The sequence below is a fragment of the Desulfovibrio sp. JC022 genome, from assembly GCF_010470665.1.
GTDB lineage: Bacteria > Desulfobacterota > Desulfovibrionia > Desulfovibrionales > Desulfovibrionaceae > Maridesulfovibrio.
Genome location: NZ_VOPZ01000003.1, coordinates 67,113 through 90,982, shown reverse-complemented (window position 1 = coordinate 90,982; position 23,870 = coordinate 67,113). Strand labels below are relative to the sequence as shown.

Sequence of the window (23,870 nt, the reverse complement as noted above, 5' to 3'; positions counted from 1 at the left end):
GTACTAAAGGCTGAAAATGTAATATCAGACCCGTTGTTACAGATAATTTTCAGCCTTAAAGGAAATCCCGCAAGTGTCCGCAAGCAAGAATAAACGCATATATCTTTCCCCCCCGCACATGGGAGGCAATGAACAGGAATATGTCCGCCAGGCTTTTGAAAGTAATTTCATCGCCCCGCTGGGACCTATGGTCAATGGTTTTGAGCAGGATTTCTCTGATCTTACCGGATTCGCGCATTGTGCGGCCCTCTCCAGCGGAACAGCAGCCTTGCATCTTGCCCTGCGCATTGTGGGCGTTGAGCCCGGAGATGTGGTTATCGCATCTTCCCTGACCTTTATAGGCAGCGTCAGTCCCGTAACTTTCATCGGCGCGGAACCCGTATTTATTGATTCGGACTGCAAATCATGGAACATGGACCCGGAACTGCTTGCCGAAGCAGTGGATCACTATATTTCTATCGGACGCAAGCCCAAAGCAGTCATCCCGACCGATCTTTACGGCCAATGCGCTGATTATGACCGCATCCTTGAAATCCTCGAACCGCACGGTATCCCCCTCATTGTAGATGCAGCAGAATCAGTAGGAGCCACCTATAAAGGCAGGCATGCGGGCAAAGGTGCGCTCATGGCCGCCTATTCCTTTAACGGCAACAAGATCATCACCAGTTCCGGGGGCGGAATGTTGGGATCTGACAACGAAGAAATGATCAGCCGCGCACGCTGGCTATCCCAGCAGGCCAAAGAACCGGAACCTTATTACGAGCACAAAGAAATCGGCTATAATTACCGCATGTCCAACCTTGTAGCTGCTGTAGGCCGCGGACAGGTGGAAGTAATTCCTGAGCGAGTTAAACGTAAAAGGGAAATTTTCGATTATTATGAACAGGAACTCGACTCCTGTTCCGGCTTATCTTTCATGCCCGAAGCTGATTACGGTCAATGCAACCGCTGGCTTTCCGTGATGCTGGTAGATAAAAATGAATTCGGCGCCTTCCCAGACGATATCCGCATTACCCTTGAAAAAGAAAATATCGAATCCCGCCCGGTATGGAAGCCCATGCACAATCAGCCTGTTTTCAAGGACAACACCGTATTCGGCGGTAAAGTCAGCGAAGACCTGTTTGAACGCGGCCTCTGCCTGCCTTCAGGCACAGCAATGACAGCCGATGAGCAGCAAAGAATCGTAGACCTGATTAAAAGGTGCGGAAAATAAATTATGCTCCACAACCTGCGTAACGCTAATTTTTATCTCATGGTCCTGCTGGACCTGCTGATTTTTGCAGCAGCCTTTTACGGTGCTTACCTGTTCCGCTTTGACTTCGGCCTGCCTGAATTTGCGGAAATCCAATGCTTCGAATTACTCAAATACGCTGTAGTTATTAAATTTTCAGTTTTTCTGGGACTGGGACTTTATCGCGGTATGTGGCGCTATACCAGTTTGCGTGACCTCTGGCACATTCTGGAAGCAACTTTCCTGCAATCATTGATTCTGGTCACCGTAGTACTTTACAAATTCGGCTTCGGAGGCTTTTCCCGCGGAGTATTCATCATCGACTGGATGCTTACCGTTTTCATGTGCGGAGGTATGCGAGTCATGATCCGCTCCTTTTATGCCTTCAAAGATGGAAACTCAATTCAGTTATCACCGGAATTCTGTCCGGTGGACGGCAACAATGTCCTGATTATCGGGGCCGGACGAGCCGGGGAAAAAGTCGTCCGCGAAATCCGGAGCAGCGGACAGCTCAAATATTTACCTCTAGGTTTTCTGGACAACGACAAATCAAAACGTGGCCGGACAATCCACGGAGTCCCTGTACTTGGCCCTTTATCCGACTTGCAGGAACTTGTTGCCAATAAATGCGTCAATGAAATCCTCATTGCTGTTGCCGAGGCTTCAGGCAAGCAGATGCGTGAAATTATCGACGAATGCAAGGAAACCGGACTGCCCTACAAAATCCTGCCCGGCATGGATGAGATCATCAATGGCAAGGTCGGCATCAAGGCCCTGCGCGATGTAAGCTATCAGGATTTGCTGGGACGCGCCCCGGTACAATTGGATACAACCGCTATCAGCGATTATCTTTCCGGCAAAACCGTATTGGTAACCGGTTGCGGCGGGTCCATCGGCTCCGAACTGGTCCGTCAGGTAGTACGATTCAATCCCGCCAAGCTCATTCTTGTAGATGCCAGCGAAGCCAACCTTTATGGCATCCAGATGGAATTGCACCACGAGCTTAAATTCCATGATTACGTAACCGTTCTTGCTTCTGTGCAGGACCATAAGCTCATGGATGAGACCTTCGGCAAATACAAGCCGCACACAGTATTTCACGCCGCCGCCTACAAACACGTGCCCATGATGGAGCGTAACCCATGGCAGGCTGTGCACAATAACATCTGCGGCACCAAAAACGTAATGACCGCTGCTGATAAACATGGGGTAGCCCGTTTTGTCACCGTATCCACAGACAAGGCAGTGCGGCCCACCAACATTATGGGCGCATCCAAGCGTGTGACCGAACTGCTCATGCGCTTGTTCCATGATTCCAAAACAACTTTCATGGCTGTACGTTTCGGAAATGTAGTCGGCTCCTCCGGATCGGTGGTACCTCTCTTTCGCCGCCAGATCGAAAAAGGCGGTCCGGTGACCGTAACCCACCCGGATGTTACCCGTTATTTTATGTCCATCTCAGAAGCTGCCCAGCTCATCCTGCAAGCCGGAGTAATGGCTGATGGTGGTGAAATTTTCATCCTCGAAATGGGCGAACCCGTCAAAATCGCCGACATGGCCCGCGACCTGATCAGACTTTCCGGCAAAGAACCGGGCAAAGATATTGAAATTGTCTTCAGCGGCCTGCGCGAAGGCGAAAAACTGTACGAAGAACTGATAACCGAAGGCGAAGGGATAGTCCGCACCGAACATGACAAAATCATGGTCCTCAAAGGTTTTGAGAATGACCTTGAAGTTTACTGCGCCAGCTTCAAAGGACAGCTTACCGAAATGAAAGACGCTGCGGACAAATTCCATGCAGACGGAGTCCGCGCCATGCTGCATACCGTTGTACCGGAGTTTGATGAAGAGGGGTAGAGATCAGTGCTTTTCAATTCCCACATATTCATACTTTTTTTTCTACCTTTGGTCTTCAGCGTCTATTTTCTTCTCCGGAAGTTCAAACAGCATGAGGCGAGCAAACTATTACTCATTCTGGCATCCTTTACCTTTTATGCATGGTGGAAACTGGAATACCTTTACCTGCTCGGAGGGACGATCCTTTTCAACTTCCTGATGGCGGAAACTCTGCACCGCAAAAGAAGTAAATTACTCCTTGCGTTTGCCGTGGTCGGCAACCTTTCCGTGCTGGGGTATTTTAAATACAAAAACTTTTTCTTTGAAAACATTGCCGGACTCATGGGAATACCTTCCATCACTGAAAAAATAATTATTCCGCTGGGGGTAAGTTTTTATACCTTTCAGCAGATTTCTTTTTTAGTAGACACATACCGGGGTAAGGCGGCCCGGTGCAATCTTCTGGACTACAGTCTTTTTGTATCCTTTTTCCCCCAACTTGTTGCCGGTCCCATCAGCTACCAACATGAAATAACTCCACAATTCAATGCTGAAAACGCAGGAGAAATCAACCACACCAATATTGGACAAGGTTTCTTCCTGTTCAGCATGGGACTGTTCAAAAAAATCGTTATAGCTGATTCGCTGGCACCTTATGTCGAAAACGGCTTCGATAAGGCTATTGTACTCCCCTTCTGGGATTCATGGGCTGTAAGCCTTGCTTATACCTGCCAGCTTTACTTTGACTTTAGCGGCTATACGGACATGGCCCTTGGGCTGGGGCTGATGTTCAACATCAAGTTGCCCAACAACTTCAACTCCCCATACCAGTCACTCAACATTCAAGATTTCTGGCGGCGGTGGCATATCACCTTGGGCCGTTTTGTGCGCGACTATATCTACTTCCCACTTGGTGGAAGTCACAAAGGTGCCTACCGCACCCTTTTCAACCTGCTGGCCTCCTTCCTACTTATCGGTTTCTGGCACGGAGCCGGATGGAATTTTATTCTCTGGGGAGCTTTACACGGTACCGCCATGGTCATCCACCGCATCTGGCAAAACACCGGAAACAAACTTCCTGCATACGCAGGATGGTTACTTACATTTTTATACGTCAACGCCTGCTGGGTCCTCTTCAGAGCAACAACGCCCTATGATGCCCTCAAAATTTACAAAGGCATGGTGGGCATGGTCAATATCGGATTTTCAACCACGCTTACCTTTAAAAATGAATTCATCCTACTGGGTATATGTATTTCGCTCATTGCTTTTGCTACCAAATTTAAAAATTCGGCCACAACTGCGAAAAACATGCAGTTCTCATTTAAAGAATCGATCATAAGCATAACCATGTTCATAACGGCCTTTGTACTTATGTACACCCACCAAACCTTTCTCTATTTCGATTTCTAATCATGTCAACACGCAATTGGACCATAACAACTCTCTCAGCACTGGCTGCTATAATTTTTGCACTGATATTTACGGTAAATATAGTCATAGATCCTTATGGCGAATTCAGAATAATTGAATCTGATTTCAACAAATTTAAATTCAAAACACTTAATACAAGCGCACTAAATGTAGCTTCAAAGCTATATGATGGAAAATATACCCTTGTATTCGGCAGCAGTAGAACCATGCTGGTGTCTGAAGAAATCTTAGGAGGGCCGGTCCTCAATTTCAGCTCTTCTATTTACAACAATCCGGGCGATATTCTGGCATTATTGAAAATGCTAGATGAAAGGCAGATTAAAAACATCAAACAAATATATTATCTGATTGATATTAATAGTTTTCATTATCTAGAATCAGCACCTGAACTTGCAAGCAAAACAACATTTTTTTTAGAGAAATTCCGTAACATTGGACCTAACAAATTAAAGGATGCCTGGAGATGTTTGTTGGATAACTTAACCCCGCACCCAGGTAAGCTGAACAACATTGATGAATTCGGGGTTCTTCACAAAAAAGAAACCCCATACAAAGACAAGCCCCCCATATTCTCTAGCCACTACGTAACTTCATATTACCTGGAAAAACTAACGGCAATTGACGCCTTATGTGAAAAGAACTCAATCAAGATAATTTACTTTTCAATTCCATGGGCACAGCCTTTTTTCGACTTTCAACAAGCTAAACTTAACAAAATACTTGATAGAACAGCCCGTGCATGCAACGGCTTTTATGATCTCCATTTGAAAACCGAACTCACTGGCAAAAAAGTTTTTTTTATTGATCCTTCACACTTGAACACTAAAGGCTTAAAAATGCTTTTCCAAGGACCATACTGGAACAACAACGGGATCACCCATGCCAGCAACGACAATTACAGCCAACCTAATTTAGCAACAATTACAAATGCAAATTTTTTTAATTATATCACAAAAAACATTCACTCACTTGATGCGAGCATACTTTTAAACCAATTGACCGCAGAAAAACGTGAAGATTTAATAGTCTCAATGTATGAGGGGAAAGGAAGCATTCATTTCCCCAAAAGAGAGTTAGTTGCTGATAGTTTTTTATATGGCAGAAACAGATTGCTCAAAGCTCTCTTTGCATCCGGGCATACTTTTAATACAGATCAACAAACCATTGATGCTTGTCTATTTCAAGCAATTATGTCTGGCAATATTAAAATCATAAAGACGGCCCTTGCTCTAGGTGCAGATGTAAATAGTATGAATAATCGTGGCGAACCACCACTAAGCACGGCAACAAAAGCAACCAAGGGTACAGAGATAGTCCATTTTCTACTCAAAAATGGGGCTGATGGAAGCTACATTAACAAAGACAATACAGTTCCAAAGGCTCTTTCACAGTCAATTTTCACCATTGCATTTGACAACCATGATCAAAAAAAATTGAATCTATTCCTCAAAAATCATCAAGGTAATCCTATTGCGCGTCACGCTGAATTGATGCTTGAGTTGGAACAAAACCCTAACAATTCAACTGCCTACAATGAATGCTCTTTGCTACAAGAAAAATACTATTCAGATGGTCAATTTTATACTTCACGTTTCTTTTTAGTGAACCCAAAAACATGTTTTGTTGAACAAAACAATAAAAAGTTCTATCTTTCAATAAACGGAAAGAAACACAACATTCCAAAACATATCGCTTATTTATTTAGGCAAATCTGCATCAGAAACCGTGTCTTGGACGTCGTCGACAATACCTTTAACGAACTGATCCATGACAACGAGTTGACCCACTCCAACAAGCAACAAATCAGATTTTTTTTAAGCCGAGAGATACACAGTTTAATAACCTCATTAAGACATCAGGGAGTCTTAAAAGAACTACGCTAAGCCTAAGTAAAAAATATTGGTTACATGCTTAAAAAGCAAAGTCACCTTCCTTATAGTACGATTCGCAATTGACAGTTTGTTCAGAATAACCTAACAAACTCACACCATGCTCAAAGAATTATTCACCTCAAAGACCAGAATTAAGCTGCTGCTCAAGCTTTTTCTAAACCCTGATGTCTCATCATATCTCAGGGAGCTGGCAGCAGAATTTGATGTTTCACCCAATGCCATGAAAGAAGAACTGGATGGCTTAAGTGAAGCAGGATATCTAAACAAGAAGAAAGAGGGGCGCTACATTTTCTACAACGCCAACTCTTCCCACCCTTTTTTCCCTGAAATCAGTTCTATCGTCCGCAAATATATTGGTATTGATCAGATCCTGGAATACATCCTGTCTACAATCGGCGATGTTGACTCAGTCTATATCCTTGACGACTATGCAAAAGGCATTGACTCAGGTATCATTGATGTTTTGATTATCGGAGATGAAACCGACTCCGAACGCATAGGTAATCTTTGCACCAAAGCCGAAGAAGCGATCAAACGCAAAATCAGACTTATGGTCCTCAACACCGAAGAGTTTGATAGTACAAGTGAAATTTATTTAAGACGACCAAATTGGAAGGTCGTCTAGCCAAGACAACAATGCATTAAACATGGAGAATTAATCTCATGGGTATACCTTTTATTGACCTTAAAAAACAGTTTTCCCGCATTGAAAAACAAGTTCGCGAAAACATGGATACAGTACTTGACCACGGAGCCTACATCATGGGCCCTGAAATTCCGGCGATTGAAAAACGCCTTGCCGAATACTGCGGCACCAAACACGCACTAGGCTGCGCATCCGGTACTGATGCACTAACACTCGCCCTCATGTCTCTGGATGTAAAACCCGGCGATGCTGTTTTCACCACTCCGTTCACTTTCTTTGCAACTGCCGAAACAATTGCACTTACCGGAGCAACTCCAGTATTTGTTGATATTGACCCTGTAACTTTTAACATCGATCCTGAAAAGCTCGAAAAAACGATTGAAGCACTGAAAGGTGCCGACAATGGAATGGTCCTGCCTAAGGTTAAAGGACTTACTCCCAAAGGCATTATTTCTGTTGATATTTTCGGTCTCCCAGCTGACTACGACGCAATCAAAACCGTTGCTGAGAAACACGACCTTTTTCTTATCGAAGACGCAGCACAGAGCTTCGGCGGTGAATACAAAGGCAAAAGAGCTTGCTCTCTTGGTGATATTACATGCACTTCCTTCTTCCCTGCAAAGCCCCTCGGTTGCTACGGTGACGGCGGAATGTGTTTCACTGACGATGATGAGCTAATCGAACGCCTGCGTTCCCACCGTGTACACGGGCAGGGTCCTGACAAATACGACAACATCCGCCTTGGAATTACCGGTCGCCTCGACACCCTGCAAGCTGCGGTTCTTCAAGCCAAATTCGACATTTTCCCTGAAGAAGTTGATCTGCGCGACAAAGTAGCTGACACCTATGCTGAACTCCTCGCGGACATTGAAGGACTGACAGCTCCCAGTGTACCTGAAGGATACCGCTCAGTATGGGCTCAATACTGCCCTCTGGCTAAAGACGGTGAACATCGTGATCGCATTCAGGCCGCGCTGAGTGAAAAAGGCGTACCTTCTCCCATCTACTATCCAATTCCCATGCACTTGCAAACCGCATTTAAAGACCTCGGATACAAGATGGGCGACTGCCCGGTTAGTGAAGATGCTGCAACACGCATTTTCGCTATTCCAATGCACCCGTATCTTGAAAGAGAACAACAGGAAATGATCGCTGAAGCCATAAGAAACGCATAGGGGGGATCCCAATGAGCGAATTCAAGGTTGCTGTAATAGGCTCTGGATACTGGGGTAAAAACCTGGTCCGTAATTACGATCGAATTGGTGCGCTGAAAATGATCTGCGACACCAATGAAGAGACATTGGCCCGTTTCAAGGAAGAATATCCGGAAGCGGAAACAGCCTTATCATACTCGGATGTCCTTTCTAACGACGGAATTGACGGAATCATTATTGCTACCCCTGCGGAGACCCACTTCAACCTTGCCAAGGAAGCTCTGCTGGCAGATAAACACGTTTACGTGGAGAAACCACTGGTATTGAATGAAGGCGAAGCTGAAGAGCTGATTATGCTTGCCAAGGATAGAGGCCTTATCCTCATGGTCGGACATCTTCTGCAATACCACCCCATATTCGTCAAATTACGCGAATTAGTCGAGACAGGGGACCTGGGCCGCATAAACTACATTTATTCCAACAGACTGAACCTAGGAAAAATTCGCCGTGAGGAAAATATCCTATGGTCTTTTGCCCCGCATGACATCTCCATGATTCTTTCTCTTACCGGGGAAGAACCGAATAAAGTCATTGCCACTGGCGGAAATTACCTGCACCGCCATATTGCGGATGTTACCACAACACACCTTGAGTTCCCCAGTGGGACCAAGGCCCACATATTCGTATCATGGCTGCACCCATTCAAAGAGCAAAAGCTGGTTGTAGTGGGCGATAAGAAGATGGCCGTATTTGACGACACCCAACCTTGGGAAGACAAGCTGCTTCTATATCCCCATAAAGTTGAATGGGAAAAAAATATCCCAGTGCCCAACAAAGCGGACGCTGAACGCGTTGAAGTTCATCAGGACGAGCCCCTGTTCCTCGAATGCAAACACTTTCTTGAATGCATCGAAACCGGGGTTCTTCCCAGGACTGACGCAGAAGAAGGTTTGCGGGTTCTCAAAGTCCTCAATGCCTCACAGGAGTCCATGAATAGAAACGGGGCGAAAGTTCTACTCAACACCTCAAAAGATAAAAATTCCGCGCAAATACACGAAACCGCCTTTGTTGATGCCGGAACAACAATTGGTAAGAACACCAAGATATGGCACTTTTCTCATGTGATGAAGAACACCACTATCGGTGAAAACTGCAACCTAGGCCAGAATGTAGTAGCCGGACCAGATGTTATTATCGGCAACGGTTGCAAAATCCAGAACAACGTCTCCGTCTACAAAGGTGTTACCCTTGAAGACGATGTTTTTTGCGGACCATCCATGGTCTTCACGAATGTATTCAACCCCCGTGCCCATGTGAATCGCATGAGCGAAGTGCGTGAAACCCTAATTAAAAAGGGTGCGACTCTTGGTGCAAACTGCACCATCGTCTGCGGTAACACTGTTGGCAAATATGCGTTCATCGGTGCCGGAGCAGTTATAACTAAAGATGTCCCTGACTACGCGCTCATGCTCGGAACTCCCGCCAAAAGAACTGGCTGGGTTTGTGAGTGCGGCGAAATTCTGCCTCAGTCATTGGAATGTGTAAGCTGCAACAAAAAATACGAGAAAAAAGGCGCAACCGACCTAATCCCATGCAAATGAATTTAACCCTGAACAGGCAAAACCATATGCCTACAATCAAAAACTCATACAATTGCCCTCAACTAAAAACCGAAAAGGCAGGTAAAATAAATGAAATTAGGAATTCATATCGGACACGACGCGACAGCTTGCCTTATTGGCAATAAGGTCACGGCTGTAGCTGAAGAACGTGTCACCAGAGTAAAAAACTATACCGGGTTTCCATTTCAAGCTATCGATAAATGCCTCAAAATTCAAAACACATCTTTAGCAAGTATTTCAGAAATCGTCATTGCGGGGACATGCCTCAAGGAGATGAAGTCCTACAGGCCCGCAATCTATTTTGACAAAATAAGTGCAGATTTCTCTAATGAAGTATCCACAGAAATCAAAATTAAAGCCATCTCTAATTTCCTGTGCTCAGAAAGCCTTGGCCAGCGGGTCGATGATTATTTCAAAGAGAAGGGGTTCAAGGGCACAATAAGCTACGTAGATCACCATCTGGCACATGTTGCTTCTTCATATGCAACTTACCCTCTGGAAAACACCGTCATGTTTTCCCTTGATGGAGGAGGCGACGGAATCAATTGGTCTCTGTATGAAAAAAACGGATCTGATTTCAAATGCCTTGCCTGCTCAGAAGAGATTAATGGAGTGATTCATGACTCTCCTGCGGATGTTTACGCCAATACTACAAAGCTACTTGGCTTCAAACGCAACAGACACGAAGGGAAACTGACCGGACTTGCAGCACGAGGCACTCCTTCTGCAATTGACTATTTCCGCAATCTTGTTCGTTTTGAAAATGGTCAGTTTGTCTGCAAAGTTCCTTATGCAGCAAATTCCATATCTGAAAAATGCTCCAGATACTGTCGTTTTTTGAGCAAGGGAATCATTTATCACACTAAAATGATAGAAGACATGCAGCATAATCTTGCAGCTGTTAAACGTGAAGATATCGCCAGTTCCCTGCAAAAATGGTTTGAAGAAATCGTGCTTGAATTTGTTACATATTATGCAGATAAATTCAGCCTTCAAGGCAGACAGATGCTTCTTTCCGGAGGAGCATTCGCCAACGTCCTGCTAAATCAGCGTATCCGCGACCTGAAACTCTTTGAAAACGTATCTGTTGTTCCTAACATGGGAGATGGAGGCCTTGCCTTTGGCGCGGCATATGTCGCTCTTGATGAATCGACCAAGAAAGACCTTTTCAACTCCGTCCAGAAAAACGTTTACTATGGCCCGGAATACACTGAAGAGGAAATCTACAGTTCCATCAGTGCAGCAGGTCTTGAACCGGTTGTTCTGGGAGACAAAGCACCTGTGGTCGCGGCAACAGCTTTGGATAGACAATACATCATCGGACTTTTCAACAAGGGCATGGAATACGGCCCCCGCGCTCTTGGTGCCCGCTCAATCCTTGCCAACCCCAAGGACAACACTATCAACGAGTCAATCAATAAAAGATTGAACCGTACCGAGTTCATGCCCTTTGCTCCTTTCATTCTTGACGAAGATGCTGAACGCTGTCTGTATAATTATAATGAGAAACAGAACACCGCAGATTTCATGACCATCACTTACGATGTAAAAGAAATTATGAAGGAGAAAGCTCCAGCAGTTGTGCATGTTGACGGCACAGCACGCCCACAAATTGTCAGCAGATCTGAAAATGAACTTTACTATGACATTTTAAAAGCCTTCCGGGATCTCACCGGAATTCCCACACTGGTAAATACCAGCTTCAACTCCCATGAAGAGCCGATCGTGATGAGCCCTCAGGACGCCATCAACTCATACAAAATCGGCACTGTTGATATTCTTATGCTCGGAGACAAAGCTCTCATGAGTGAAGAAATCAAGAAAGAACTCGGCCTATAGGGCGCACTGCGACAATGAATAGAACTCTCCTAGTCATCATAGCAGATCGCCTTTCTCATATTATTGAGAAAGGCGAACTGATTGACCGCTATTATAATCCCGGCGGGGTCTTCAGTGATGTCCATATCCTGATGACTAACGATGATAAGCCTGACAAGGAAATTTTGCAGCGGACAGTAGGCAATGCAAGGTTGACTTTGCACAATCTTCCTTCCGGCATGGGCCTTCTTGCAAAAACGCTTTGGCGGCCTTTTTTACTGCGGAGATGGGCAGAGCAAGCCGTTGATCTCACCAAAGGTATTAAACCGGACCTGATTCGCTGCTATGGCAATTTTCTTAACGGGTATGTTGGAGCAAGAATTAAAGAAGAGCTGGGCATCCCTTTTTTCGTATCCCTGCACACCCAGCCTGACCAGACCCGGGCAAATCAGGATGTGGATTTCAGAACCAAAGTTTTTTACGCACTTTCTAAAGCTGTTGAAAAGTACACCCTACATACCGCCGACAGAGTTAGCTGTGTTTATGGCTCCATTCTCGACTATGCACGGAACAAAGGGGCCTCTGATCCATTTGTTGCATATAATGTAATCAATCCGGGAAAAACTGAACCTAAAGAAAATTATTCATATTCAGGCACTCTGAAACTTCTTTATGTAGGCAGAGTTATTCCAGCCAAAAATCCTGAAAATATCATCCGTGCCCTTCAGTATGTTGATGCGCAGCTGACAGTTGTGGGGAGCGGTTCCAAAGAACTGGAACTGGCGGAACTGGTTAGCGAACTCAAGCTGAATGAAAAAGTAAGGTTCATACCGGCTATGCCTAATGACAGACTTTGCCGGACCATGCATGAATACGATTTGTTTGTCGGACACTCCCAGTACAGTGAATTCCCTAAGACGGTGCTGGAAGCCTCTCTGTGCGGATTGCCGATTCTCTTTAATTCGCGTAGGGGAACGCCTGTCCCTGAATTTGAAAATCACATCGCCAAGATGGTAGAAGATTCGCCTTCAGGTTACCGTGCTGGGATTGAATTTTTCTTAGACATGAAAAACCGTGAAGATTATGGATACAGGGCTGCTGAATTTGCGGATAAGCACTGGAATCCTGCACAGGCGGAAAAAATATTCGCAGACATCCATAGGGAGCTGGCAAACAGATGAAAAAATCCATTCTCTTCATAACATATGATTTTCCGCCAATTCTTTCACCGGAATCAATTCAGGTGCAGCGGCGCGCTTTGACTCTTGCCCGTAACGGCCACCGGGTCCATGTGCTGAGCTGTTGCGAAGACCCGGATTTTGAATTTTTGGACCAGAAGCTCTGCCGCGATCACGAGAATCTGACCATTCACCGCGTTAATCAATTACCCGGTGAAAAATGGCTGCATTACCTCTGCGGCGGACTGGAAATTACCGACCGTAAATTCTGGTGGAAGTTTCCCGCTGCTCACGCGGCAATCAAGCTGATCAAAGAATTTCAGATCGATGCCCTTTACACCCACTCCACCCCGCTGGTGAACCATCTGGCAGGGCTGGCAGTAAAGGAAACCGACCGCAACCTGCATTGGACCGCTCATTTTTCCGATCCCTGGACCCTGAATCCGTACCTATCTTACCGCACAGGACTCCAGCGCAAGATCAACAAGATGTATGAGAAAACAGTGATTTCCAGGGCTGATACCATCACTGTAACCTCAGATAAAACAAAAGATCTTTTCGTCAAAGGTTTGAATGCGGGTCAGGGTAAAATTAAAGTCCTGCCTCATGTATTTGATCCGGATCTTTATACCCGCAGAAAGACTGAGCCGCAGAAAAAAATCATTGCCCATACCGGCAATATTTACGGATTGCGCTCTGCCGGACAGCTCATTGAAGCTGTTCATAAAGTTCAGCCTGAAAATCTCGAATTTCATTTTTACGGACGCATGAAGGAAGAAGAACGGCTGTTGGCAGAAAAGAAATGCCCGGAGCTGATCAAATTTTTTGATCCTGTTCCCTATCTGGACTCAATTGAAGTTCTCTCAGAATCGGACATCCTGCTGGTAATTGATGCCCCGCTTAAAGATTCTCCTTTCTTTCCTTCCAAGCTCGCCGACTACATCGGTGCGGGCAAACCCGTGGTGGCCTTGAGTCCGCTCTCTTCCACCACCACTCAGATTGTACGGGACATTCAGAAAGAACTTCTGGTGGCCGACAGTGCCGATGTTCCTTCCATCGCCGCCCTTGTGCGCAGGCTTGACTCAACAGAACTGGCAGAACTACGCGAAGATGGAAAAGACTTTTACAACATGAACAACAGTTACGAAAACATTCGTGAGGCTCTTTTCAATGAATAATGCCAAAGTGCTTGTAACCGGCGGCGCGGGTGCCATCGGACTGAATTTAATAGAAAGGCTGCTCAAGGCAGGCGCAGGGTCGGTAATGGTACTGGATGATCTCTCATCTGGATACAAGAACTACCTTCCCGAAGATGAACGCATTACCTTCATCAAAGCCGACATAGGACAAATCGATACATATCGTCAGCAAATGGGAGCATTCAAGCCGAACTATGTTTTCCATCTGGCTGCCCATTTTGCCAACCAGAATTCAGTAGACCATCCCTTCAAGGATGTTCAGGCCAATATTATCGGCACCATGAATTTACTGGAAATTAGCAAAGAAAACAAAGAGCTGAAGAAATTCGTCTATACCTCTTCCTCATGTGTTTACGGCAATGCCGCCATGATGAATGAGAAAGACTACATTTACCCGCACGAAACTCCGTATGCGATCAATAAATATACTGCGGAACTGTACGTGAAGTATTATGCTTCCATGTTCCAAATTCCCTCTGTATCCATCCGGGTTTTCAACACTTACGGTCCCTATGAACCGCACGGCGCATACCGCAATGTGATCCCCAATTTCATTGTCCGGGCCATCAAAGGTGAACCGCTTTTTATCACCGGAGACGGCACTGAAACCCGTGATTTCACCTTCGTAGGCAACACCGCACAACTGCTGACCCTTGCTGCGCTCTCCGATGTTGCAGACGGTGACATTTTCAACGGCGGAACCGGCAAGCCGACCAAAATTGTTGATCTGGCCAAAATGATCATCGAATTCACCGGATCATCTTCCGAAATAGTCTTCAAGGAAAGACGCAATTGGGACGCTGTCAAAGACCGCCTTTCCGACATTTCCAAATCTTGGAAGGTACTTGGCTACGAACCGGAAGTGCCTCTTGAGGAAGGTCTGAAAAAGACAGTGGACTGGTATGTTAATGACTATGAGATTGAAGACTAAGAAAAGGATTTACCTTCTATCATGATCAAAAAGATCAAAGGACTCTTAAATACAGCTCAGAAAAGAAGCATTTTCGGACTGGTTGTGCTGTCCATCCTTATCTCAGGAATTGAGACTGTAGGCATTTCAGCCATTCTGCCTTTTATTTCCGTTGCCAGCGACTTTTCGTTGGTGACAGACAATAAATACTATCATTACGCCTACACTCTTTTCGGATTCAGCGATGTACAATCCTTTGTCGTCACTTTCGGATTCGTGCTCATCGCTTTCTATGTTTCAAGAGGAATTTTCAACCTCTGTTACATGTACTTTATCCAGCGATATTCACAGGGCGTATTTATCTCTCTGGCTACGAAAATATTTTCCAACTACGTTCATATCAAATATCAGGATATGACCACCAGAAACAGTTCAGACCTCTCAAAAAAACTGATTACAGAAACCAACAATGCAGCCATGTTCTTTTATTCACTGCTGCTGCTGATCTCTGAACTTTTTGTTTCATCTTTTCTATATACCGCCCTGCTGGCAGTAAACTGGAAAGTAACTTTTGCTTTAACAGGGCTACTTGGTCTGATGATCCTTCTATTGGTTAAAATTATTTCAAGATTAATCAAAAAAGAAGGACTCAAGCGCAACCATTTTCAGGAAATTTACTACCGTACAATCAGTGAAACACTAAGCAACCTGAAATTCATTAAGCTCATGGCCGGAGAGGAGACCGCTGTCAAAGCCCTGCACAAATCAGGACAAGGCTACGTCAACGCCATGGTTATGAACAATACCTACAACACAGTGCCCAGGCTTTCGCTTGAAAGTATCGGCTTTTCCCTGCTCATTGCCGCACTTATTTATGCGCTCATGCATGGGCAAAATGTCGCAACTATCATTCCGGTGGTCTCTCTGTTTGCCTTGGCCATGTATCGCATGCTGCCCTCAGTAAACCGCATATTAAGCAGCTACAACAACATGCTCTATTACACCAAGAGCATTGAGCTGCTCCATGACGACCTCAACATAGCCACTCATAAACTGGGTAGTGATCCTCTTGAATTCAATGAACAGATCAATATCCGCAAAATGAGCTTCGGCTATACCGATGATTTGGTGCTTAAAAATATCAACATGAACATCAAAAAAGGTGAAAAAATAGCCCTGATCGGAGAAAGTGGAGCAGGCAAAAGCACGCTTGCAGATATTATAATCGGAATGTACACCTCCTTCTCCGGAAACATAGATGTTGACGACAACGGCCTGACTGAAACAAACATGCTCTCATGGCGCAAAAAAATCGGCTACATCCCGCAATCAATATATCTTTTTGACTCGACCGTTGCTGAAAACGTCACCTTTGGCCGCGACCATAATGAACAACAGATAAAAGAGGCTCTCGACAAGGCCGAGCTGAGCCCTTTCCTTGAACAAAACGAAGGAATTAATACCCCGGTCGGCGAAGACGGGTCACAACTTTCAGGGGGACAGAAGCAGAGGATTGCCATTGCCCGGGCCATATACGGTAACCCGGACCTGCTGGTTCTAGACGAAGCAACATCCGCTCTGGACAGTCAGACGGAAAAACGGATCATGGACCATATTTTCAAAGTCAGCAAAGGCAAAACATTAATTATTATCGCACATCGGCTCTCAACCATTGAGCAGTGCGACAAAGTGTATAAAATTGAAGATAAAGGCATACGCCTTATTGAAGATAAAAACACCCTCAAGGGTTAAGAGGAGAATATAATGTTTAATGATAAAAGTATTCTGATTACCGGCGGAACAGGCTCTTTCGGGCACAAATGTGTAAAAATGATCCTGGAAAAATACTCTCCCAAAAGATTGATCATATACAGCCGTGACGAATTCAAACAGTATGAAATGTCACGTAAATTCTCCGACACAGAATTTCCCTGCATGCGCTACTTCATCGGTGATGTACGTGACAAGGAAAGACTTTACCGTGCCTTCAAGGGAGTCGATTACGTTATCCATGCAGCAGCCATGAAACAGGTCCCCGCTTCCGAGTACAACCCCTTTGAAGCCATTAAAACCAACGTCATCGGAGCCCAGAATCTTATCAACACCGCTATCGATGTGGGAGTTAAAAAAGTTATCGCGCTCAGCACCGATAAAGCGGTTAGCCCTGTGAACCTATATGGAGCTACCAAACTCTGCTCTGACAAACTTTTTGTTGCCGGCAACCTCTACGCCGCTTCCGGTGATACCAAGTTCGCCGTTGTCCGCTACGGAAACGTGGTAGGCAGCCGCGGCAGTGTTGTACCCCTTTTCCAGAAACAGAAGGAAACCGGAACCCTGACCATAACTGATCCGCGTATGACCAGATTCTGGACCACCCTTGAAGATGCAGTCCAGTTTGTTCTGGACGGGTTTGAAAAAATGGTCGGCGGTGAAGTTTTCGTCCAGAAAATCCCGAGCATGAAAATTACCGATCTAGCAAAAGCCATGGGGCCGGATTGCGAACAAAAGGTCATCGGTATCCGTCCCGGAGAAAAGCTGCATGAAATGATGATTTCCGCTGACGATGCCCGTAATACCGCAGAGTTTGACGGTTACTACGTGATCAAACCTGACTCCCAATTTATGGCTACCCACGCTGAGATGATCGGCGGGACTCCTGTTGCAGAAGGTTTTGAATATACCTCAGACAGCAACGTTGATTGGGTTGACGAAGAAGGTCTCATCAAAATGGTTTCAACCCTGAAAATCGATAAATAGAGGTAGTTGTGGGCAACACCAAAAACATTCCTTACGGCTGCCAATCTGTTGATGAGCAGGATCTTAAGGCTGTTGCTGATGCCCTTACCTCCGGGTGGCTGACGACCGGCCCCAAAGTCGACGAATTCGAAGAGGCTGTTGCCCGGCTTTCAGGAGTTCAATACGGCGTTGCGGTCAGCAGCGGAACTGCTGCGCTGCATGCGGCAATGTTCGCTTTCAACATCAAGGAAGGCGATGAGGTCATATTGCCGCCCATGACCTTTGCCGCCACAGCAAACTGCGTGGCATATATGGGAGCAACTCCGGTCTTTGCCGATGTTGCCCCGGATACCCTGCTCATTGATCCTGTCGAGGTAAAAAAGAAAATCACCTCAAAGACCAAAGGAATCATCACTGTAGATTATGCAGGTCACCCCTGCGACTACAATGCCCTGCGTAAAATCGCAGACAAGCACGGACTATTCCTTGCGGCAGACGCCTGTCACAGTTTCGGTGGGAGCTATAGTGGCTCTCCTGTGGGTTCACTAGCGGATATTACGACCTACAGCTTTCACCCGGTAAAGCATATTACTACCGCTGAAGGCGGTATGGCTGTCACCGAAAATCCGGAATACCGCAAACGTATGCTTCGATTCAGAAACCACGGTATAAATGCCGATTTCAAAGAGCGTCCGGACTGGTTTTATGAAATGGATGATCTCGGTTTCAACTACAGAATCTCGGATATCCAGTGCGCCTTAGGACTTAGTCAGCTAAAGAAATTACCACAGTGGTTGGAGCGCAGGCGCAAAATAGCCCATGAATATGATCGGGCATTCGCTGATGTGAATGAAATAAAAATAATTGGCAGCAAAACTGAGACCAAGCATGCGTATCACCTTTACGTAATAAACTTGCAAGGAGAAGGGCGGGAGAAACTACGTCGCAGCGTATTTACCTACCTCCGGGAACACGGGATTGGTGCACAGGTTCACTACATTCCGGTTCATCTTCACCCTTATTACGAGAAAAACTATAAGACGAAGTCAGGGATGTGTCCCGTAACTGAAAAAGCATACGAAGGAATTCTCTCACTGCCCATATTTCCTGACATGGACAACGCCGCCATCGAACGGGTCGTTAAAACGGTCAAATCAGCCATTGCGACTGCTAAAGGACAACAATGTCAAAAATAGATATGTCACGCCTTGTGCTTGGCACAGCCCAGCTCGGAATGAGTTACGGTATTGCCAACAAAACCGGACAGCCAAGCCGGGAGCTGGCTGAAAATATTGTCGCCATCTCATGGGAGAGTGGTGGACGCGAGTTTGATACAGCACAGATCTACGGCAATAGCGAAACGCTACTCGGTGAAATTCTAAAACAGCTGGACCAATCCGGGGAAGCAAAAATCATCAGTAAGCCGGACCCGAAAATAAATCTGTTGCAGCCAGGCAATATGGAAAAGAGTGTCCGTAGCTCCCTTACCAACCTGAATCTCGACAAATTTTACGGCTACATGATCCATAAAGAGGAATTTCTCCCTGAATGGAACAAAGGTGTCGGGGTGGAGACCGAAGAAATTCGCACTAAGGGACTGGTCGATAAAATCGGTATTTCAGTTTACTCCCCGGCCAATGCTCGGCTGGCTATCGAGACAGACGGAGTGGATCTGATTCAAGTCCCTTCTAGTATTCTTGACCATCGCTTTGAAAAAGAAGGTATTTTCGACCTTGCCTGCAAGAAAGGAAAAGTTATCTACGTACGTTCAGTTTTCCTTCAGGGACTGATTTTCATGAATGCCGAAGAACTCCCTGAGCACTTAAAGTTTGCCGCTCCCTATATTCAAAAAGTTTCGCAAATAGCTCAGGAAGCCGAAATTTCAGTGCAAGAGCTGGCCTTAAGTTACGCAGCAAAAGCTTATCCAAAAGCAAAAATTTTAGTTGGAGCGGAACTGCCGGAGCAAATGGAAGAAAATATTAAATCCTTCACTCAGGATTGCCCAGGCTCCCTGATGCACAAAATTCGTTCAACCTTTGACTCTGTCCCGGAAAAACTGGTCAACCCGGTTTTATGGACCTAATATTTAAATATATTTCTACTACAAAATACAATTCAGGGATCAGCCCTGCATTGAAAGACAGGTGAAGACATGAAGAATTTTAATTTATCACTACAAGCTCAAGAAAAAGCCAAAGAAAGAATTCCCGGAATGACCCAGCTGCTTTCCAAACGGCCTGATATGTTCTCACAGGGGGTCTGGCCCGCGTATTACAGCAAGGCCTCCGGATCTCAAGTCTGGGACCTCGATGGCAACCAGTATACAGACATGAGCATTTCTGCCATCGGAGCCTGCGTGCTGGGCTACAACGACCCGGATGTTGACGGCGCGGTTATTAAGGCCATTCAAAACGGGGTTGCCTCATCGCTAAACTGCTATGAAGAAATCCAATTAGCGGAACTGCTTTGCGAAATCCACCCTTGGGCGGATATGGTCCGGTATGCCCGCACAGGCGGAGAAGCCATGGCTGTTGCTGTCAGAATCGCAAGGGCCAGCACCGGACGTGATAAAATCGCTTTCTGCGGCTACCACGGATGGCATGATTGGTACCTTGCAGCCAACCTGAAAACAGACAACGCCCTTGAAGGGCACCTCATACCGGGTCTTGAACCTGCCGGAGTTCCCAGCCAGCTTTCCGGAACAGCACTACCCTTCGGATACAATAAACCAGAAGAACTGGAAAAAATTCTCGCTCAGAACAAAGGAGAAATAGCGGCCGTGGTCATGGAACCAATCAGGAACATCCATCCTGAAGATGGTTTCTTGAACAAAGTTAAAGAACTGGCCAAAGAAGCCGGGGCTGTTTTTGTTTTTGATGAGATTTCTGCGGGATTCAGGATATGTCCCGGCGGCAGCCACCTCATTCTCGGCTGCGAACCGGATATGGCTGTTTTTTCAAAAGCCATAGGCAACGGATATCCCATGTCTGCTATTATCGGAAAAAAATCAGTCATGGAAGCTGCCCAGAAAACTTTCATCAGCAGCACCAACTGGACAGAGAGAGTCGGTCCCGCCGCCGCGCTGGCAACAATACAGAAATTCATCAAGAACAATGTACATGAGCATCTCGTAGACCTGGGAACCAGAATCCAGACCGGATGGCAGAACGCCGCAGAGAAGACTGGCCTGAAAGTCCATTGCGGAGGAATTCCCCCGCTCAGCCACTTTAACTTCGAAGAGGAAGACCCTCTCTCCCTCAAGGCACTGCACATCCAGCAGATGCGCGACGAAGGGTTCCTCGCTTCAAATATTTACTACTCCATGTTCGCCCATACTTTTGAAGAAGTGGACAAGTACCTTGAAGCGACCACCCGCAGCTTTGAAACCATCGCTGAAGCGATGGAAAAGGGTGATGTTCACGAACGTATGGAAGGACGCAAATCCGGCACTGGCTTTAAAAGGATCACCTAGTCAGCCATGAAGATAACAGCAATTATTCAGGCCAGAATGACCTCGACCCGGCTCCCGGGAAAAATCCTGATGCAGGTGGCGGGAAAACCACTCCTGCAAATCATGATTGAAAGGGTCCTTAAGGCTAAACATATCGACTCAGTGGTTCTGGCGACCACAACGAACAAGGAAGACGACCCTACTGCAAAGCTGGGCCGCGAACTCGGTGTTGCTGTCTTCAGAGGTGACGAAAACGATGTCCTCAAACGCTACTACGGAGCTGCCTCTGAACATGAGTGTAAGCACGTTATGCGTTTAACAGGGGATTGCCCTGTAATCGATCCTGACATGCTTGATACTCTTGCAGACTTCTACTTTCAGGACGGATACGATTATGCATCCAATTGTTTGCAAGCAAGCCTTCCCGACGGCCTTGATGCGGAAATAATCAGCATGCAGGCTCTGACCGAGGCATATGAAAAAGCAAAGCTGCCCTCACAAAGAGAACATGTAACCCTGTACATCAAGGACAATCCTGATGATTTCAAAATGGGATCATGGACTAACAACGCAGATTATTCACACATGCGCTGGACCGTGGATGACCCGGAAGATTTCACATTCATCAAAAAGGTGATTGAAGAACTGCTGCCCGTAAATCCGGATTTCAGGATGCAAGATATTATTGATCTTGTTGAACGGACCCCGGAATTGCAGCACATAAACGCACACATCAATCGGGACGAAGGTTTGGCAAAATCACTTGCCGAGGAAGCGGAACTACGCACAGGAGCCGGACATGAAAACTGATTTCCTGATTCTGGGCAGCACCGGCATGCTCGGCTCCGCACTCATGACCGGGCTTAAAGCCAATGGATATTCTGTACAGGGTGCAGCCCGTAGCGATGCGGACATATGCATCGATGTCACGGATGACGAGCAGCTGAGAAAAGCACTGGCTACGGTTAATCCCGCCACCATCATCAATACGGTGGCAATTGTAGATCTGGCCTACTGCGAAAGCAACCCCGGCCATAGCTACGAATGCAATGCACGGGTCTCGCGCAAGCTTGCAGAATACGCTACGAGCAGTAAAACAAAATATATTTATATTTCAACAGACCACTATTTTACAGGAGATGGTGCGGCAAAACATGATGAACATGCAGCCCTCAATCTTTGTAATGAGTACGCTGCCACAAAGTTCATCGGAGAGCAGTTTGCGCTCCAAAACAAAAACGCTCTTGTTTTAAGGACAAATATCGTAGGATTCAGGGCCGAAAAAAAAGCAAACACCTTTGTTGAATGGGTAATTTCAGCTTTAAAAAATCAGGAAGCCATTACACTTTATGAGAATTTCTACACATCAAGCATTGATGTGTACAATTTTACGGAAATATTGCTTGACCTGCTGAATAAAAATGCGACAGGAGTATTCAACGTTGCCAGTTCAGAGGTGACGAATAAAGAATTTTTCATCAAAGCTCTGGCTGAAAAGCTAGACCTTTCGACCGATAGAGCCAAATGCGGACCGATGCCGAAGGAGGCCAACGGTGTCATCCGCAACGAAAGCCTCGGTCTGGACGTTTCCAAAGCTGAGAAACTGCTTGGCTATAAACTCCCGGACCTTAAAAAGGTTCTCGAAACTCTTTGCAAACATTATCAGAACAATGGAGTTGCCATATGAAGTACAATAAAGAAATTTTCATGGGACCGACTAAAATCTCAAAAGATTCCCCTGTCTACTTCATTGCAGACATTGCCGCGAACCATGATGGAAACCTTGAACGGGCAAAAGAACTTATCTGGAAAGCAGCCGAAGCGGGTGCAGATGCTGCCAAATTTCAGCATTTTGCAGCAAAAACCATTGTCAGTGACTACGGGTTCAAAGATATTGGAACTCAGCAGTCCCACCAGAAAAAATGGAAAAAATCTGTTTATGAAACTTATGAAGACGCTGCCATCAACACAGATTGGAACGTTGAACTGAAAAAAACATGCGACGAAGCCAAGATAGACTTCTTCACCTCCCCCTACTCAAAAGAACTCGTGGACTCAGTTCACGAGCATGTTTTGGCCTACAAAATCGGCTCCGGCGATATTACATACACAGACTTGATTGAATACATGTCCACCAAGGGCAAACCAGTATTTCTGGCAACCGGCGCGTCTGACATTGACGATGTGGAAAGAGCTATGTCTGCCATTCTCAAGCACACCAAAGATGTTGTGCTTATGCAGTGTAATACCAACTACACCGGATCTGTTGAGAACTTCAAATATATAAACCTCAACGTGCTCAACACTTTCAAGGAAATGTACCCCGAACTGGTCCTCGGATTAAGCGACCATACCAAAGGTGACAGCTCTGTTCTGGGTGCAGTTGCTCTTGGCGCAAGGGTTGTTGAAAAACATTTCACAGATGATAATGACCGCGAAGGGCCGGACCATGCCTTCTCCATGATTCCCGCAGACTGGCGGACTATGGTTGACCGTTCTGAGGAAATGAGGCTCGCAATGGGTTCCGGCATCAAGGTTGTGGAAGACAACGAAAAAGAAACTGTTGTGCTTCAACGCAGATGCATCAGGACTACCGGGGAATTGCCCGCCGGACACGTAATTACCGCCGAAGACCTGATTGAACTTCGCCCTGCTCCCGAAGGAAGCCTTCCTCCTTATATGAAAGAAGAACTCATCGGCAAAAAGCTGGCCGCAACCAAAAGTAGCGGAGACGCCCTCTACGAGGACGATTTCAACGCATAG

The 23,870-nt window shown here is 46.0% G+C and carries 19 protein-coding genes; all 19 read left to right on the top strand.

Translation table 11 applies throughout. From position 1 onward, the window contains the following. The first annotated feature begins 73 nt into the window (after window positions 1-73). Window positions 74-1,213 carry a DegT/DnrJ/EryC1/StrS family aminotransferase gene (locus tag FMS18_RS05610; protein WP_368854148.1) on the top strand — a complete coding sequence of 380 codons (1,140 nt, stop codon included), beginning with the start codon at window positions 74-76 and terminating at the stop codon, window positions 1,211-1,213. A 3-nt stretch (window positions 1,214-1,216) separates the two neighbouring features. Continuing rightward, entirely contained in the window at window positions 1,217-3,088 is a 1,872-nt protein-coding gene (locus FMS18_RS05605; RefSeq protein ID WP_163292769.1) for a nucleoside-diphosphate sugar epimerase/dehydratase, read from the top strand. 6 nt (window positions 3,089-3,094) lie between these two features. Then, window positions 3,095-4,480, top strand: coding sequence for an MBOAT family O-acyltransferase (locus FMS18_RS05600; protein WP_163292768.1), 1,386 nt, complete (start codon window positions 3,095-3,097; stop codon window positions 4,478-4,480). 2 nt (window positions 4,481-4,482) lie between these two features. Further along, window positions 4,483-6,384: an ankyrin repeat domain-containing protein gene (locus tag FMS18_RS05595; RefSeq protein ID WP_163292767.1), complete on the top strand. Its 1,902-nt coding sequence runs from the start codon at window positions 4,483-4,485 to the stop codon at window positions 6,382-6,384. Window positions 6,385-6,490: 106 nt separating this feature from the next. Further along, entirely contained in the window at window positions 6,491-7,018 is a 528-nt protein-coding gene (locus tag FMS18_RS05590) for a helix-turn-helix domain-containing protein (protein WP_163292766.1), read from the top strand. Between the two features lie 38 nt (window positions 7,019-7,056). After that, window positions 7,057-8,214: a DegT/DnrJ/EryC1/StrS aminotransferase family protein gene (locus FMS18_RS05585; protein ID WP_163292765.1), complete on the top strand. Its 1,158-nt coding sequence runs from the start codon at window positions 7,057-7,059 to the stop codon at window positions 8,212-8,214. An 11-nt stretch (window positions 8,215-8,225) separates the two neighbouring features. Next, window positions 8,226-9,794, top strand: a complete 1,569-nt coding sequence (locus tag FMS18_RS20865) for a Gfo/Idh/MocA family oxidoreductase (RefSeq protein ID WP_163292764.1) — start codon at window positions 8,226-8,228, stop codon at window positions 9,792-9,794. Window positions 9,795-9,884: 90 nt separating this feature from the next. Then, window positions 9,885-11,654 (top strand): carbamoyltransferase C-terminal domain-containing protein, encoded by a 1,770-nt coding sequence (locus FMS18_RS05575; RefSeq protein WP_163292763.1) that lies wholly within the window; start codon window positions 9,885-9,887, stop codon window positions 11,652-11,654. 14 nt (window positions 11,655-11,668) lie between these two features. Next, window positions 11,669-12,814 carry a glycosyltransferase gene (locus FMS18_RS05570; RefSeq protein ID WP_163292762.1) on the top strand — a complete coding sequence of 382 codons (1,146 nt, stop codon included), beginning with the start codon at window positions 11,669-11,671 and terminating at the stop codon, window positions 12,812-12,814. Then, complete coding sequence (locus FMS18_RS05565) at window positions 12,811-13,989, top strand: glycosyltransferase family 4 protein (protein ID WP_163292761.1); 1,179 nt, start codon at window positions 12,811-12,813, stop codon at window positions 13,987-13,989. Before FMS18_RS05570 ends, FMS18_RS05565 begins: the two co-directional genes overlap by 4 nt. Continuing rightward, the gene (locus FMS18_RS05560; RefSeq protein WP_163292760.1) at window positions 13,982-14,941 is read left to right on the top strand and encodes an NAD-dependent epimerase/dehydratase family protein; all 960 of its coding nucleotides are present in this window, start codon (window positions 13,982-13,984) and stop codon (window positions 14,939-14,941) included. The genes FMS18_RS05565 and FMS18_RS05560 overlap by 8 nt, the downstream gene beginning before the upstream one ends. 21 nt (window positions 14,942-14,962) lie before the next feature. Continuing rightward, window positions 14,963-16,672 (top strand): ABC transporter ATP-binding protein, encoded by a 1,710-nt coding sequence (locus tag FMS18_RS05555; protein WP_163292759.1) that lies wholly within the window; start codon window positions 14,963-14,965, stop codon window positions 16,670-16,672. Between the two features lie 12 nt (window positions 16,673-16,684). Next, complete coding sequence (gene pseB, locus FMS18_RS05550; RefSeq protein WP_163292758.1) at window positions 16,685-17,677, top strand: UDP-N-acetylglucosamine 4,6-dehydratase (inverting); 993 nt, start codon at window positions 16,685-16,687, stop codon at window positions 17,675-17,677. Window positions 17,678-17,685: 8 nt separating this feature from the next. Then, on the top strand, window positions 17,686-18,852 hold the full coding sequence (gene pseC, locus FMS18_RS05545; RefSeq protein WP_163292757.1) for a UDP-4-amino-4,6-dideoxy-N-acetyl-beta-L-altrosamine transaminase: 1,167 nt from the start codon (window positions 17,686-17,688) through the stop codon (window positions 18,850-18,852). Next, on the top strand, window positions 18,840-19,739 hold the full coding sequence (locus FMS18_RS05540; protein ID WP_163292756.1) for an aldo/keto reductase: 900 nt from the start codon (window positions 18,840-18,842) through the stop codon (window positions 19,737-19,739). The genes pseC and FMS18_RS05540 overlap by 13 nt, the downstream gene beginning before the upstream one ends. 69 nt (window positions 19,740-19,808) lie before the next feature. Further along, window positions 19,809-21,128: an aminotransferase class III-fold pyridoxal phosphate-dependent enzyme gene (locus tag FMS18_RS05535; RefSeq protein ID WP_163292755.1), complete on the top strand. Its 1,320-nt coding sequence runs from the start codon at window positions 19,809-19,811 to the stop codon at window positions 21,126-21,128. 6 nt (window positions 21,129-21,134) lie between these two features. Continuing rightward, window positions 21,135-21,917 carry an NTP transferase domain-containing protein gene (locus FMS18_RS05530; protein WP_163292754.1) on the top strand — a complete coding sequence of 261 codons (783 nt, stop codon included), beginning with the start codon at window positions 21,135-21,137 and terminating at the stop codon, window positions 21,915-21,917. Beyond that, window positions 21,907-22,794 (top strand): sugar nucleotide-binding protein, encoded by an 888-nt coding sequence (locus FMS18_RS05525; protein ID WP_163292753.1) that lies wholly within the window; start codon window positions 21,907-21,909, stop codon window positions 22,792-22,794. The genes FMS18_RS05530 and FMS18_RS05525 overlap by 11 nt, the downstream gene beginning before the upstream one ends. Continuing rightward, complete coding sequence (locus tag FMS18_RS05520) at window positions 22,791-23,870, top strand: N-acetylneuraminate synthase family protein (RefSeq protein WP_163292752.1); 1,080 nt, start codon at window positions 22,791-22,793, stop codon at window positions 23,868-23,870. The genes FMS18_RS05525 and FMS18_RS05520 overlap by 4 nt, the downstream gene beginning before the upstream one ends.

Excerpts from the sequence above, each read along its gene's own strand:
- FMS18_RS05605 (WP_163292769.1), top strand. The coding sequence starts at position 1,217 with ATGCTCCACAACCTGCGTAACGCTAATTTTTATCTCATGGTCCTGCTG.
- FMS18_RS05595 (WP_163292767.1), top strand. The coding sequence starts at position 4,483 with ATGTCAACACGCAATTGGACCATAACAACTCTCTCAGCACTGGCTGCT.
- FMS18_RS05590 (WP_163292766.1), top strand. The coding sequence starts at position 6,491 with ATGCTCAAAGAATTATTCACCTCAAAGACCAGAATTAAGCTGCTGCTC.
- FMS18_RS05585 (WP_163292765.1), top strand. The coding sequence starts at position 7,057 with ATGGGTATACCTTTTATTGACCTTAAAAAACAGTTTTCCCGCATTGAA.
- FMS18_RS20865 (WP_163292764.1), top strand. The coding sequence starts at position 8,226 with ATGAGCGAATTCAAGGTTGCTGTAATAGGCTCTGGATACTGGGGTAAA.
- FMS18_RS05575 (WP_163292763.1), top strand. The coding sequence starts at position 9,885 with ATGAAATTAGGAATTCATATCGGACACGACGCGACAGCTTGCCTTATT.
- FMS18_RS05570 (WP_163292762.1), top strand. The coding sequence starts at position 11,669 with ATGAATAGAACTCTCCTAGTCATCATAGCAGATCGCCTTTCTCATATT.
- FMS18_RS05565 (WP_163292761.1), top strand. The coding sequence starts at position 12,811 with ATGAAAAAATCCATTCTCTTCATAACATATGATTTTCCGCCAATTCTT.
- FMS18_RS05560 (WP_163292760.1), top strand. The coding sequence starts at position 13,982 with ATGAATAATGCCAAAGTGCTTGTAACCGGCGGCGCGGGTGCCATCGGA.
- FMS18_RS05555 (WP_163292759.1), top strand. The coding sequence starts at position 14,963 with ATGATCAAAAAGATCAAAGGACTCTTAAATACAGCTCAGAAAAGAAGC.
- pseB (WP_163292758.1), top strand. The coding sequence starts at position 16,685 with ATGTTTAATGATAAAAGTATTCTGATTACCGGCGGAACAGGCTCTTTC.
- FMS18_RS05540 (WP_163292756.1), top strand. The coding sequence starts at position 18,840 with ATGTCAAAAATAGATATGTCACGCCTTGTGCTTGGCACAGCCCAGCTC.
- FMS18_RS05535 (WP_163292755.1), top strand. The coding sequence starts at position 19,809 with ATGAAGAATTTTAATTTATCACTACAAGCTCAAGAAAAAGCCAAAGAA.
- FMS18_RS05530 (WP_163292754.1), top strand. The coding sequence starts at position 21,135 with ATGAAGATAACAGCAATTATTCAGGCCAGAATGACCTCGACCCGGCTC.
- FMS18_RS05525 (WP_163292753.1), top strand. The coding sequence starts at position 21,907 with ATGAAAACTGATTTCCTGATTCTGGGCAGCACCGGCATGCTCGGCTCC.
- FMS18_RS05520 (WP_163292752.1), top strand. The coding sequence starts at position 22,791 with ATGAAGTACAATAAAGAAATTTTCATGGGACCGACTAAAATCTCAAAA.